15 protein-coding genes are annotated in these 14,114 nt (G+C 40.4%); 8 read left to right on the top strand and 7 right to left on the bottom strand.

Going from position 1 to position 14,114, the window contains the following annotated elements:
- Positions 1–149: 149 nt before the first annotated feature.
- The 6 genes from AC5JMK_RS27980 to hypB all read left to right on the top strand — a co-directional run bounded on the left by AC5JMK_RS27980 (position 150) and on the right by hypB (position 5,581).
- Complete coding sequence (locus tag AC5JMK_RS27980; protein WP_495911474.1) at positions 150–404, top strand: HypC/HybG/HupF family hydrogenase formation chaperone; 255 nt, start codon at positions 150–152, stop codon at positions 402–404.
- Between the two features lie 56 nt (positions 405–460).
- Positions 461–1,588, top strand: coding sequence for a hydrogenase formation protein HypD (gene hypD / locus AC5JMK_RS27975; RefSeq protein ID WP_495911473.1), 1,128 nt, complete (start codon positions 461–463; stop codon positions 1,586–1,588).
- Between the two features lie 379 nt (positions 1,589–1,967).
- Positions 1,968–2,741 (top strand): SDR family NAD(P)-dependent oxidoreductase, encoded by a 774-nt coding sequence (locus tag AC5JMK_RS27970; protein WP_096675722.1) that lies wholly within the window; start codon positions 1,968–1,970, stop codon positions 2,739–2,741.
- Between the two features lie 452 nt (positions 2,742–3,193).
- Positions 3,194–4,279, top strand: coding sequence for a hydrogenase expression/formation protein HypE (gene hypE, locus AC5JMK_RS27965; RefSeq protein WP_096675720.1), 1,086 nt, complete (start codon positions 3,194–3,196; stop codon positions 4,277–4,279).
- Between the two features lie 109 nt (positions 4,280–4,388).
- Positions 4,389–4,730 carry a hydrogenase maturation nickel metallochaperone HypA gene (locus AC5JMK_RS27960; RefSeq protein ID WP_096678918.1) on the top strand — a complete coding sequence of 114 codons (342 nt, stop codon included), beginning with the start codon at positions 4,389–4,391 and terminating at the stop codon, positions 4,728–4,730.
- Entirely contained in the window at positions 4,721–5,581 is an 861-nt protein-coding gene (gene hypB / locus AC5JMK_RS27955) for a hydrogenase nickel incorporation protein HypB (RefSeq protein ID WP_096675719.1), read from the top strand. The genes AC5JMK_RS27960 and hypB overlap by 10 nt, the downstream gene beginning before the upstream one ends.
- Before the next feature lie 381 nt (positions 5,582–5,962).
- Here the strand turns inward: hypB and AC5JMK_RS27950 are convergent, their stop codons facing one another.
- A complete protein-coding gene (locus AC5JMK_RS27950) occupies positions 5,963–7,171 on the bottom strand; it encodes a site-2 protease family protein (RefSeq protein WP_495911472.1) in 1,209 nt (402 codons plus the stop codon).
- Positions 7,172–7,531: 360 nt separating this feature from the next.
- Positions 7,532–7,783, bottom strand: a complete 252-nt coding sequence (psaK, locus tag AC5JMK_RS27945; protein WP_096675717.1) for a photosystem I reaction center subunit PsaK — start codon at positions 7,781–7,783, stop codon at positions 7,532–7,534.
- A 104-nt stretch (positions 7,784–7,887) separates the two neighbouring features.
- Here psaK and AC5JMK_RS27940 point away from each other — a divergent pair, with 104 nt between their 5' ends.
- Positions 7,888–8,526, top strand: a complete 639-nt coding sequence (locus tag AC5JMK_RS27940; RefSeq protein ID WP_096675716.1) for a phosphoribosylanthranilate isomerase — start codon at positions 7,888–7,890, stop codon at positions 8,524–8,526.
- A 116-nt stretch (positions 8,527–8,642) separates the two neighbouring features.
- Here the strand turns inward: AC5JMK_RS27940 and folE are convergent, their stop codons facing one another.
- Positions 8,643–9,350, bottom strand: coding sequence for a GTP cyclohydrolase I FolE (folE, locus tag AC5JMK_RS27935; protein WP_096675715.1), 708 nt, complete (start codon positions 9,348–9,350; stop codon positions 8,643–8,645).
- A gap of 31 nt (positions 9,351–9,381) precedes the next feature.
- Between folE and AC5JMK_RS27930 the strand changes: the two genes are divergently transcribed.
- Positions 9,382–9,528 carry a hypothetical protein gene (locus AC5JMK_RS27930; RefSeq protein WP_495911471.1) on the top strand — a complete coding sequence of 49 codons (147 nt, stop codon included), beginning with the start codon at positions 9,382–9,384 and terminating at the stop codon, positions 9,526–9,528.
- 157 nt (positions 9,529–9,685) lie between these two features.
- Here the strand turns inward: AC5JMK_RS27930 and AC5JMK_RS27925 are convergent, their stop codons facing one another.
- The 4 genes from AC5JMK_RS27925 to AC5JMK_RS27910 all read right to left on the bottom strand — a co-directional run bounded on the left by AC5JMK_RS27925 (position 9,686) and on the right by AC5JMK_RS27910 (position 14,001).
- Positions 9,686–10,405 carry an SDR family oxidoreductase gene (locus tag AC5JMK_RS27925; protein WP_096678914.1) on the bottom strand — a complete coding sequence of 240 codons (720 nt, stop codon included), beginning with the start codon at positions 10,403–10,405 and terminating at the stop codon, positions 9,686–9,688.
- A 373-nt stretch (positions 10,406–10,778) separates the two neighbouring features.
- Positions 10,779–11,759 (bottom strand): acetyl-CoA carboxylase carboxyltransferase subunit alpha, encoded by a 981-nt coding sequence (locus tag AC5JMK_RS27920; RefSeq protein ID WP_096675714.1) that lies wholly within the window; start codon positions 11,757–11,759, stop codon positions 10,779–10,781.
- Between the two features lie 184 nt (positions 11,760–11,943).
- A complete protein-coding gene (locus AC5JMK_RS27915) occupies positions 11,944–12,963 on the bottom strand; it encodes a long-chain acyl-[acyl-carrier-protein] reductase (protein ID WP_096675712.1) in 1,020 nt (339 codons plus the stop codon).
- 342 nt (positions 12,964–13,305) lie between these two features.
- Positions 13,306–14,001: an aldehyde oxygenase (deformylating) gene (locus AC5JMK_RS27910; RefSeq protein WP_096675711.1), complete on the bottom strand. Its 696-nt coding sequence runs from the start codon at positions 13,999–14,001 to the stop codon at positions 13,306–13,308.
- Positions 14,002–14,114: the final 113 nt, after the last annotated feature.

Raw genomic sequence — 14,114 nt, 5'->3', positions numbered from 1 at the left:
GGCTAGTCTTGAGAGTATGCTCCTCTAGCAAGTTTTACCGCTCTAGTTTTTTTTGAAAGCATTCTACTTAATCAGTGTATTATATATGGTTTAAATATTACTATTTTTTATTTGCTATCTTTTCGATTCATAAAATAGGAAAACAAAAAATGTGCTTAGGTATACCAGGTCAAATCATCGAAATAACAGATCAAAATAACAAACTAGCTATAGTCAATGTCGCTGGCGTCAAACGTCAAATTAACATTGCTTGTATAGTTGATGATCAACATCCTTCCGAATCTTGCATTGGTGACTGGGTATTAGTTCATGTCGGTTTTGCCATGAACCGTATTAACGAACAAGAAGCAAAAGAAACATTGCAAATACTACAAGAAATTGCCGAAATCATGGTTAACAATTAGAGATTTTCGATAATTAATTAATAATATTATCTATTCTCATAACCACTAAAATTTATATGAAATATGTAGATGAATTTCGTGATTCTCAGAAAGCAAAAGCGCTAGTATGGCAAATAGAAAAATTATCTTGCCTGCTAGATAAAGATATTAAAATTATGGAAGTATGCGGCGGTCATACCCATTCTATTTTTAAATATGGCATCGAAGCAGTCCTACCCAAGGCAATAGAATTAATTCATGGGCCTGGTTGTCCGGTGTGTGTAATGCCAAAAGGTAGGTTAGATGATGCGATCGCGATCGCCCAAAATACCCACGTCATCTTTACTACCTTTGGCGATGCAATGCGGGTTCCTGGTTCTCAGACTAATCTGCAACAAGCGAAAGCTACAGGTGCAGATATCCGCATGGTTTACTCACCCTTAGATAGCCTCAAAATTGCCAAAGAAAACCCCTACAAAGAAGTTGTATTTTTTGCTTTAGGTTTTGAAACTACAGCCCCTAGCACTGCTTTTACTATCCTCCAAGCAGCAGCAGAAAATATTCATAACTTCAGCATGTTTTGTAATCACGTCCTCGTGATTCCTGCTTTACAAGCACTGTTAGATAATCCCGATTTGCAACTCGATGGATTTGTCGGCCCTGGTCATGTCAGTATGGTAATTGGTACTGAACCTTATCAGTTTATTTCTCAACATTATCACAAGCCAATTGTCATTTCAGGATTTGAACCTTTAGATATTCTCCAATCAGTTTGGATGGTAGTACAGCAATTAGTAGAAAAGCGCTGTGAAGTTGAAAATCAATATCGCCGATTGGTAGATAATAAGGGTAATCAATTGGCACTAACCGCCATGAATACTGTGTTTGAAACACGAAAAGATTTTGAGTGGCGTGGTTTGGGTAATATACCCTATTCTGGGTTAAAAATTCGTTCTGAATATGCCCAGTTTGATGCAGAATTGAAGTTTCCAATTCCTAATTTAAAAGTAGCAGATCATAAGGCTTGTCAGTGTGGAGAAATTCTCAAAGGTGTGATGAAACCTTGGGAATGCAAGGTATTTGGTACTGCTTGTACTCCTGAAACACCAATAGGAACTTGTATGGTATCTTCGGAGGGCGCGTGTGCAGCTTATTACAAATATGGTCGTTTTTCGGTAGTTGGAAAAGAAGGAGTGGAGGTTTAGTGAATTAAGAGATTGTTTGAAAAGTGATTGGCTGTAATTTTAATTACATTATTCCCCCCTCCCTTCTAAAGCTACGGTGTACACAGAAGTCTTATAAAGTTGCCTAGTAGCGTTTTGATCCCCCCTAACCCCCCTTAAAAAAGGGGGAACTAGAATCAAAGTCCCCCTTTTTAAGGGGGATTTAGGGGGATCAGAGGATTTGTGTGTACACCGTAGCCCTTCTAAAGGGGGGAAACAAGAGAAATCCGGTTCCCTCCCCTTGTAAAGGGGAGGGTTAGGGTGGGGTAAAAAATATTTGATACATCAATCATGACTTTTCAAACATCCTCTAAAGAATATTTTTGATTAACGAACCACAAAACACGCTGGGTGATCATATATGCACAAAAACCTATTTGATTTGTCCGAAAAAGTAGCAATTGTCACTGGTTCGGGACGCGGTTTAGGAAAAGTGATGGCTGTGGGTTTGGCGGAATTGGGTGTGAAAGTGATTGTTGGCGATCGCAATTTTGAAGAAGCCAAACAAACCGCCCAAGCGATCGCAGCTTCTGGAGGAATTGCAAGTGCAACTTTCGTTGATATTTCTGAAAGTGATAGTTGTAATGATTTAATTCAGTTTGCAGCTAATGAATTTGGACAGGTTAACATTCTGGTGAATAATGCTGGAATTGACATTATTAAACCCGCAGAATCACTTTCTGAGTCTGAATGGGATGAAATTTTGAATGTGAATTTGAAGGGACATTTTCACTGTTCGCAATTTGCTGCTGTGCAGATGATGAAGCAAAAAAAGGGTGGTTCAATTATTAATATTTCCTCAATTGCTTCTGTTGTCGGTATTCCTGGTTTAGTTGCTTATAGTGCTGCGAAGGGTGGAATTAACCAACTGACAAGGGTAATGGCGGTGGAATGGGCTGCGAAAAATATCCGCGTGAATGCGATCGCACCTGGTTACTTTGAAAATATCATGCTCGGTGCCAATGCAGAGCATGAAAAACTCGAAAAGCAAAAACAAATTATCACCTTTACACCAATGGCGCGTCGTGGAAAACCAGAAGAATTAATTGGCCCATTAGTTTTTCTAGCTTCCGATGCATCTTCTTATATTACTGGTGCTGTTTTATTTGTAGATGGTGGATACACAGCAGCTTGAAGAAACAGAGGAAGGGGGAAAACTTACATCTTGCACCTACCCCATATCCCGCCTGAGAATAAATTTATAAGTCCGTTGAAACGAACTCAAAGACTTTCCTAGTCAGATTTATCTGACTTTCGCTATCAGCCAAGAAATAAATTTCTTGGCGGGACGAAAAGTTGGTGCAAGATATGAAACAAGGAGGACAAGGGAGAAGAAATCGCCTTAAAACCAGAACATTGAGGTTTGAAACCAGAGCATTGAGGTTTAAAACGAGAACTTTCAGGTTTAAAACGAGAACTTTCAGGTTTAAAACGAAAACTTTCAGGTTTAAAACGAGAACGTTGGGGTTTGAAACTAGAACTTTTAGGTTTAAAACGAGAACGTTGGGGTTTGAAACTAGAACTTTTAGGTTTAACTCTTAACTCTTGACTATTGACCAATGACAAATGACCAATGACAAATAACCAATGACCAATGACAAAAATTCTCTGTTTCAAAAAATTGAATCAGTTCGTCGTCGCAGCAAAGTCCAGGACACTCACATTACTCTCGCACATGGTAGTGGTGGGAAAGCAATGCGCGATTTAATTGATGATGTTTTTGTTAGTAAGTTTGATAATCCGATTCTTTCACAATTAGAAGATCAAGCAACTTTTGATTTAGCGAGTCTCATTCAACAAGGAGATAAACTCGCTTTTACCACTGATTCTTATGTTGTCGATCCTTTATTTTTTCCTGGAAGTAACATCGGAGAATTAGCCGTTAATGGTACTATCAATGATTTAGCTGTAAGTGGTGCTAAACCTCTATACCTTAGCTGTAGCGCCATTTTAGAAGAAGGCTTATCAATAGAAACATTACGCCGTGTTGTTAATAGTATGAAAATTGCAGCCAATAAAGCAGGCGTACAAATTGTCACTGGTGACACTAAAGTCGTGCATCGTGGCGCGGCTGATAAATTATTTATTAATACAACAGGTATTGGCGTAATTCGTGCAGGGATTTCTATTTCTGCCCATAATATTCAACCTGGAGATGTAGTAATAATTAATGGTGAAATAGGTAATCATGGTACAGCCATTCTCATCGCCCGTGGAGAATTAGCATTAGAAACGAATATAGAAAGCGACTGTCAGCCATTACATGATTTAGTCAAAACAATCCTTGATGTTTGTCCCGAAATTCATGCAATGCGCGATGCTACACGCGGTGGTTTAGCTACTGTATTAAATGAATTTTCCCTCAGTTCTAATGTCGCAATTCGCCTTGATGAGGAATCAATTCCCATTCGAGAAGAAGTCAAAGGAGTTTGCGAAATCTTAGGCTTAGACCCATTGTATTTAGCTAATGAGGGAAAATTAGTTGTAGTAGTCAAAAATGAACATGCTGAGGTAGTTTTATCAGCCATGAAATCCCATCCCGCCGGAAAAAATGCTTGTATAATCGGGGAAGTAATTTCCTCACCAGCAGGAATTGTTTTATTAAAAACTTTCTTTGGTACTGAACGAATTGTTGATATGCTTGTCGGCGATCAACTCCCACGAATTTGTTAATAATATGTATGTAGTAGAGACGTTGCACTGCAACGTCTCTACAATTTTGTGGTTTGTTCAGCAAAAACATTTTTTACCAATCATAATTAAAAAAATTAGTAAACTCAAAATGCACGAACTAGGAATTACCCAAAATATCGTAGCAATTGTATCCGAACATGCTCACGGCTCAAAAGTAAAACGAGTACTATTAGAAATAGGCAAACTTTCAGCCATCATGCCAGACGCAATTCGATTTTGTTTTGATATTTGTTCCCAAGGAACAGTTTTAGAACAAGCAAAATTAGAAATTTTAGAAATTTCGGGCTTAGGTAAATGTCGCCAATGTGGTATAGAAATTCCTCTAAAACAACCCTTTGGTAAATGTAAATGTGGCTGTACACAAATAGATTTAATCACTGGTCAAGAACTGAAAATTAAAGAAATAGAGATAGAGGAAATATGTGTGTAACTTGCGGTTGTTCTGATGATAATGATGCCAAAATCTCTAATTTAGAAACAGGTACAGTAATATCAATTGAAGCCAATGGACATAAACATCATCATGATCATCACACCCACACTTTACCCGATGGCACCGTCATTACTCATTCTCACAGTCACGACCATACTCACCAAACAGCATCAGATATTCATGCCAAAATACATAGCACAACAATATCATTAGAACAAGATATTTTAGCTAAAAATAACTTAATAGCTGCCCAAAATCGAGGATGGTTTAAAGGTAGAAATATCCTCGCATTAAATCTTATGAGTTCTCCCGGTGCAGGTAAAACTACCCTCTTAACTCGCACAATTAATGATTTAAAAACCCAGTTAAATATTAGTGTGATCGAAGGCGATCAAGAGACTATCAACGATGCTAAAAAAATTCAAGAAACAGGCTGTAAAGTTGTCCAAATTAATACAGGTACAGGCTGTCATCTTGATGCAGCCATGATCGAAAAGGGACTACAACAACTTAACCCGCCACTAGATTCAGTTGTGATGATCGAGAACGTTGGTAATCTTGTTTGTCCGGCTTTATTTGATTTAGGAGAAAACCTCAAAGTTGTAATTCTCTCTGTGACAGAAGGAGAAGATAAACCAATTAAATATCCTCACATATTCGGTGCTAGTGAAGTTATGCTTCTCACTAAAATTGATTTGCTGCCTTACGTCCAATTTGATATGCAAAAATGTATAGAATATGCCCAGCAGGTCAATCCCCAGATTCAGATTTTTCAAGTTTCAGCATTAACCGGAACTGGGCTAGAAAATTGGTATGAATGGCTAACTCAAAAAACGGTTAATCTTTAAACAGGGAACAGGGAACAGGGATCTGATATCTTGCACCAACCCCATATCCCAATACGGTTCGGTTAAGAATTTTTCGTCATAATTTTGGGCATGTAGAGACGTTGCAGTGCAACGTCTCTACAGGGTTTAATGTAGATCGATTTGTCTTATATGAACCGTATTGCCTATCCCGCCTCAGAATTAATTGGTGAGGCTAATAGCATAAGTCCGTTTCAACGGACTGAAATACTGTCCTAGTCAGATTTATCTGACTTTAGCTATTAGCCAATAAATTTATTTATTGGCGGGACATGGGGTTGATGCAAGATATGATGAATCGGGGAATAGGGAACGGGCAATAGTTATCTAACTGATAACTGATAACTGATAACTGATAACTGATCACTGTGAATTCGTGGTTGATTTTGCGATCGCTTGTAACTGTAACCCCTGTGGATAACTTCCTTCTTCTTTAATTCGCTTAATCTCAGCATCGGCGATCCGCAAACCTAGATTTTGTGCAAGTGTTCGGACAATATCCCCTCGGTCAATGATACCCGCAACAGCACCCGCAGGCGAAAGCACGGTAACACGGGGTAAATGTTCGTTTTCCAGCTTGTTAATAATTTCCGCAATCTTAGTTGACTCTTCAACACTAGGAATTTCCGTCAGGGGATGCACGATCGCATCAACAGTCTTGGTTTCCCATTCACTTCTTTCTACTGTTCGCAAGTCATCAATAGCAATCATACCCCGATAACGTCCATCGGATTCAGCAAAATAAACCTGTACAGGACTTGTTTCTAATAAATATAAATCGGCAAATGAACGTAAAGTCTGGTTAGCATCAACTATGCGAAAATCGCGAGTCATGGCGTCACTAGCTTTTAGCTTTAGCAAGGTTTCTTGCAAAATTGTCACGCGATCATAAGTCGTGGCGTTGCGGATACCAAACCAACCCAACAAAGCAATCCACAAACCTGTAACTAGTTCACCTGTAAAATAGTCTACTGCCAAACCGAGGGCGATCGCAGCGTAACCTAAAATTTGTCCTGTTTTTGCTGCCCAACGCACGGCTTGAAAGCGATCGCCTTTAGCTTTCCATACTGCTGCTTTTAATACCTGTCCCCCATCTAAAGGTAAGCCAGGAATCAAATTAAATAAGGCTAAGACTAAATTAATTCTCGCCAAATCTCCCATCATTAATCGCAGTGAGCTAGTATCAGGTAATACATCAGCCCCCAGACGCAACAGCAAAAATAGCGCAATACTCACTGCTGGTCCAGCGATCGCCACTTGAAAGGCTTTACCAGGAGTTTTTGATTCTTCTTCAATAGCAGCAATCCCACCAAACAAAAACAAAGTAATAGAATTAACTTTAATACCTTGCGATCGCGCCACCAAGCTGTGACCCAACTCGTGTAACAACACCGATGCAAACAGCAGTAGTGCCATGACTACTCCTGCACTCCAAGCCCAGACTTTCCCTAATTCCTGGTAAGCTACACCAAAGTTGAGGGTTGCCAACCCTAAAATCACAAACCACAAGGGGTCTAAAAATAGAGGAATTCCAAATAAAGACCCTATTCGCCAATTTGTTTTTGTTTGCATTTTTATTTCCTAAAATATTAAGATTTAACACGAAAAATACATAGCATTTATGCCAAACCGTCTATATTTCTAGAATAAACAATTACAGGCAAGCACAATAAACTCACAAAACAAAAACAGCAGACACAGCCCATCCCAAGGCTTAAACATCTACTGCTTTTGCGTCAAACCAAAATTTCTTATTAAATAATGCCCAAGTTGGTCAATCCCAAGACAGCACCAACACCAAGAATATGCTTTTCCTGCTTGAGTCAATAGATTTAGCTGTAGAAACACGAAATTTCCGATGAAACTTCGCATCTCCACAGCCATTCCATGCTCTATCCGATCAAGTGGTGTATCCTCATTCCTGAGTTAGCTCTAGATTCTACCGATATTAGTCAATCCCAAAACAATAGCAACGCCGATCACATGACCAAAAGCCATAGCGGCGATGAAGGCGGGAATACTCAAGGGTAGTCCAGGCATTTTTGGGCCAACTTTGGGCTTTTCAATCCTGAAAGTTAGCAAAACAACAACTAAACAGCTGATGCTAATAATCAGTGCCACTGTAGGACTCCATTCGGGTGTTGGAGGAACTGTGGCGGCGGCTGCTAGTAAGATTGATGACATCAAGCTTTTGTCTCCTATAGAAAAAAATTGATGTAGACCACACAAATTATAAGATTGCCTGGGAAAAACTAACTTTTTGTATTGGAAAAATCTCGGAAATTTTTATGCGAATTAAAATTTGCGGTATCACTCAACCACAACAAGGAAAAGCGATCGCTGATTTGGGTGCGACAGCATTGGGATTTATTTGTGTTAACACTTCACCCCGTTATGTTAATAGCGGTCAAATTCGGGCGGTAGTAGAAAACCTGCCAAAGCAAATTGACACCATAGGTGTATTTGCTAACACGTCTGTTGAACAAATCAGGCAGACTGTTATTGATGGTGGTTTAACAGGGGTGCAGTTGCATGGAGATGAATCACCAGAATTTTGTCAACAATTGCGTGACTCTCTACCCCAGATAGAAATTATTAAAGCGTTAAGGATACGCGCAGCAGCAGATTTAGACAAAGCAGCTATCTACAATCTCTGCGTAAATACACTGTTACTTGATGCCTATCATCCTCAGCATCTCGGTGGTACTGGTAAAACTTTAGATTGGCAGATATTACAACAATTTCAGCCCAGTTGCCCTTGGTTTTTAGCAGGAGGACTGACACCAAATAACATTTTAGAAGCTCTTAATCAAATAAATCCCAATGGTATTGATCTATCCAGTGGAGTAGAACGCGCACCTGGAGACAAAGATTTGGAAAAAGTAGCTGAGTTATTTGAGAGGTTAGGGAACGGGTATAGGGCATGAATCAGTTAACAGTTAACAGTGACCAGTTTAATTTGATAACTGATAACTGATAACTGATAACTGGTAAGTCCCCCTTGTCCCCCAATCCCCAATCCCTAATCCCTGATCGCCTATCCCTAAAATATCGCCGCTTGGTGACGAATCAAATTGAAGAATTCTTCACGGGTTTTGTGTTCTTCCTCGAATACACCAACCATTGCACTAGTGACAGTCCATGAACCTGGCTTTTGTACACCCCGCATCACCATGCACATATGAGTGGCTTCAATGACAACAGCAACACCTTGGGGTTCTAAGATAGTCTGAACCGCTTCGGCTATTTGGCGCGTTAATCTTTCTTGTACTTGCAAGCGACGAGAATACATCTCAACAATACGAGCAAGCTTACTCAATCCGACGACTTTTTGATTCGGGATATAAGCAACATGAGCTTTGCCCATAAATGGCAGCATATGGTGTTCGCACAAGCTAAAAACACTAATATCTCGGACTAACACCATCTCGCTATGTCCCTCGTCAAAAATCGCTCCATTTACGATTTCTTCCAAGGATTGGTTGTAGCCACTGGTTAAAAACTGCATGGCTTCTGCTACCCGCTTTGGTGTTTTCAGTAGTCCTTCGCGTTCTGGATCTTCTCCTACACCCAACAGTAGTGTCCGCACTGCTTCCACCATCTGCTCCATTTGTTCTTCTTGCGGCGGATGCAACTCTGCTTGTCGCCCATCATGAGTGTTGCGATCAGGTCTACTGGTAATGGCTTCTGTGAAATCGGGAACTAAAGGAGATTGAAAACGATTGGAACCGTTGGAGCTAGCAATAGTCATGGTATGAGTCTTGAATAAGTTTGGAATATGAATGACCGAACAAGGCAAAAGTAAAAAGTTAAAAAGCAAAAGAAAGAAAAAGAAAAATGGTCTTGAGCCGCCTAAATTTATTTATGGAACGATCAGGAAAACATTTATTACTCTCCGAGAAGCCGCTACGCGTCTACCAGACGCATAGCGCGAGAAATAAGACGTTCATTACAAATCCCCTCAATTTATTTATGGGGATTATCTTTTTACTTTTTACTTTTTACTTTTTAATGTGCGATGAAAACAGTTAACGACGAATAGTCATCAGTGTTTACCCTGAACTGATAACTGATAACTGATAACTGTTAAAGGACGCCAACACTAGGCATCAGTGTCAACTCATCAATTACTGCCTGCTGTGGCAACAATGCAGTGTATACAATCGACTGGGCAACAATTTCTGGAGATAGCATTTTTGAGCGGTCAAAGTCAGCGCCGACAGTATCCCAGAGTTCGGTATTGACTGCACCAGGACATATAGCAGTTACGCGGATACCGTGGGGACGCTCTTCTTGTGCCAAAGTTTGAGAAAGAGCTAGAAGACCTGCTTTGCTAGCGCAGTATGCCCCCCAATTGGGAAACGCTTGTTTACCGGCAATTGATACAACGTTGATGATGGTGCCTGTTTGGCGATCGCGCATTTCCGGCAAGATTCCCATAATACACTGAAACACACTGGTGAGATTTAAATCTAGCACTCTTTGCCAGTCAGATAGGGAAGTCTGGCTCAGACTAGCAATATGACCCATGCCAGCATTATTGACCAAAATATCTATATCACCAAAGTCATGAGCGATCGCCTGAATTTGTTCTTGCACTTGGTCTACACAAGCCAAATCCACAGAATAAGCTTTTGCATTCACTCCTGTGTGCTGCACTGCTTCTGCTACTACAGCTAACTTATCAACAGAACGGCTCACCAAGGCAACATCAACTCCTGCTTTTGCAAAGGCCAAAGCAGTTGCTTTACCAATACCACTACTTGCCCCGGTAATCAGGGCGCGTTGTTTATGCTCAAAACTCATGCTATGCATTCCAAATTCTTTGGCAGATAAAATTACATTGCCACTTACTTTATTCAAATCTCTAAATTTACTCCTAAGATTAAGCAAATCTAAAAATTTGATTAATTATGCCTGACAAATGCTATTATTCATTTCCAGTGCATGTATATACTTAGTCTATTTTTCCAAACAAAGTCGGGATCTTTGTCTGGGAACAAACGCCCCACCCTTTGTTTTGGTTATTGCCAACAGCACAAACAATACAAATCACTCTTGAAACTGAGTTGATTTGCTAATAACGTCGATGCCTATGGTTAAAAAGATTGTTAAAAATCTTTAAGAACCATAGGTAATTATAGCATTGCTGTTATGCTAATCAAAAATTTCAGTATCCTTAGTGGGAAACTTCAGTAAAAACACCAATTTTGCGGAATTTCTCATAGCGTAGTTGCCGACGTTCAGCAGCACTGAAACTACCCAATTCATCTAGATTGTCTAATAAAGCGCTTTTGAGAGTTTGAGCAGTCTTAAGAGGGTCAGAATGAGCGCCGCCAATTGGTTCTGATAAAATTTGGTCAATAATACCCAAGTTTTTCAGGTCGTGGGAAGTCATTTTGAGAACTGCTGCTGCTTGGGAAGCTTTACTGGCGTCTTTCCAAAGAATAGCAGCACAAGCTTCTGGGGTGATCACAGTATAAACCGAGTGTTCAAACATGAGTACGCGATCGCCAACACCAATACCGAGCGCTCCACCAGAACCACCTTCACCAATCACAGTGCAGATAATTGGTACATCCAGGCTAAACATCTCGCGCAAATTATAAGCGATCGCTTCTCCTGCGCCCTGTCGTTCAGCTACCACAGTGGGTAAGGCTCCCGGCGTATCAATAAAAGTTAGAATAGCCATCCCAAACTTATTGGCGTGTTTCATTAATCGCATCGCCTTGCGATAGCCCCCAGGGGTTGCCATACCAAAATTACGGGCAATATTATCCTTCGTGTCACGTCCTTTTTGATGACCCAACATTACCACAGGTTGCCCTCCCAAACGAGCAACACCACCAATTAAAGCTGGATCATCAGAACCACAGCGATCGCCATGCAACTCCATCCACTCATCAGTAATAGCCTGAATGTAATCAAGAGTACTGGGGCGACGAGGATGACGAGCGACTTGCAGGCGCTGCGATGGCGATAAGCTAGTAAAAATCTCCTCACGTAATTGCATAGCACGTGTTTCCAGTTGACGAATTTGACTAGAAACATCGACGCCATTTTCTTCCGCAAGTTGACGGATCTGATCAATCCGGTTTGCTAATTCTGCTAAAGGCTTTTCAAAATCCAGCAATAATGGTTTGCGTTCAGTAGTTGCCATATTTTAGGAATAGAGATGAGGGATTAGCGATTGGGGAAGGTGGGGCCCCCTCTGGGGATAAGGGGTAATGGGGATTGGGGATCAGGGATTGGGGATCAGGGATTGGGGATTTTGGATTTTAGATTGGAATCCACGCATCGCAAATCTAAAATCTCAAATTCCTTGTCCTCCTTGTCCCCAATCCCTACACCAAAAGCGGCCTAAATCCGTGTTTTACCGAGACTTGACCAATCTGCTCCATCTTTTCTACGGTAATCTGATTACGTCCCCAAGAGAAGTTCGTATGCAACTTCTCAAATTCCAGCAGCATTGATTCAGCAAAACAAGCAAACAACTGCCGTTCTGGAACATCCATATTGACAATTTTCATGATTTTCCAATCAATATCAAGAGAATGCTCCACAATGCCACCATTGAGAACATACACATCAGGATGCTGGATCTTAGTAGCTAAATTTTTTGGATAGCCGCCATCAATCAACAAACAGGGTTTTTTCAACTCTGTCGGATCGATTTCCATACCTTTGGGCATACTAGCAACCCAAACTATAATGTCAGCAAGGGGCAATGCTTCTTCCAAAGCTAGGATTTTTCCCCGTCCTAATTCTGCTTGCAAGTTTGTGAGGCGTTCTTGGTTACGAGCAATTAGCAGTAAATCCTTGACATCTGTTTTTGCGTCTAACCAGCGACAAACGGCACTACCAATATCTCCAGTGGCTCCACACACAGCAACAGTAGCATTCGACAATTCAATTCCTAATTGTTTTGATGCCTGTTCTACCTGTCTACAAATAATGTAAGCAGTGTGTGTATTTCCTGTGGTGAAGCGTTCAAACTCTAGTTCGATGTTGCGGACTTGTTTGAACTGCTCTAAATTAAAATTTTCAAAAATTATCGAGGAAAACCCGCCCAAAGCCGTAATATCTATATCATGCTTTTGAGCAAGAGCCATAGCATTAAGGATTTTACGTGTAGCTGCTTTAATTCGACGGGTTGCCAGCATTTCCGGCAAAAAGCACGATTCTACGTACTTTCCCTCTATTTTCTGACCAGTGACGCTGGTTACAGTGATGTGATCAACAATCTGGGGCGGAGCGCTGCACCAAAAATCTAGACCTTGATCTGCGTACTCCGGATAGCCTAAGTCTCTGGCTACCGCTTGTGCGTGTTCCAAACTAGTAAGATGTCCGATTAGACCAAACATGAACTATTTTATTAGGCGTATGCTTTTTTAAAAGCGTGGTGGCAGTGAATTTTGGATGCGTGGATTTTAGATTTTAGATTTGGAATTTGAGCAATGGTCTTATACCAAAAAAACAATCTTCAATCAGTCATCTAAAATTAGAGCGGTTAGTGGAAAAAAATTACTAACCCTTAAAAATTCTGAATACTGATTCATACCGAGAGCAGATAAAAGTTAAAAGGCCAATCAGTATTTAGATTTTAGATTTTCAATCTTTTAGATTGACTTCAATCCAAAATCCACGCATCTAAAATCGGCACGGTCAAAGTCTTAACCTTATTCCTTTTAACTTTTACCTTGGGATTACGCAGCTCTGAGTCCGTAGGCAGATAGACGCATGATATCACGGGTATTGAAGCCAATATTACTTAAGGCTTCACCGTACTGAATCATAAAATCTTCTACCAACGCTTCCTTTTCCATTGCCAATACTTCGGCATCATCAGCGACTTGGTTAAGCATTTGCCAAACAATAGGAAGATTTTGGCGGTTTGCTTCTTCTAATTCAGCTTTTGATTCTTCAAAGTGTTCTTTTAACCAAACTTCTCCAAAATTTAGGTGACTGTATTCATCTTTAACAACACCTTCAGTAATTTTACGAGCAAAATCATCAGCTACAGGGATATAGATGTTATATGCTGCGATCGCAAAACATTCGATAATTAAAGATTGAATTAGCAAGCAAGTAACGATTTTGCCTTCTTGTGCTGCTATTTGAAAATTTTGATGCAATTGAGCAAAAAATTGTTTAGCAAACGACCTATCTGGCGTTACCTGGAGATTGCGCCCACAAGCTTCAAATCCCTTTTTGTGACGGCTTTCCATTTTGGAAAGACGAATTAGGTCATCTTTGTGTTCACTCAGCAGTTCAGCAAGTCTCAGATAATTTTCATACGCTTCTTGTTCCCCTTCAATCACGATTGCATTAACCCGACTATAAGCGTCTTTATAGGTTTCGCTCTTGAAATCGATTTCAGGTTGATTTGCTAGCTGCTGCATTGTACGTTCACTCCTGAACATATGATACATTGGATACCAAAATTGTATTTAACCCTATAAAAGTAGGGCAATGGTGATCTCAGGGCGTAAAACACCCAGAGTGTGAATTCCCG

The organism is Pelatocladus sp. (assembly GCF_059505505.1).
Note: the sequence above shows the minus strand (reverse complement) of the source record. Positions and strands in the feature narration are given on the sequence as shown.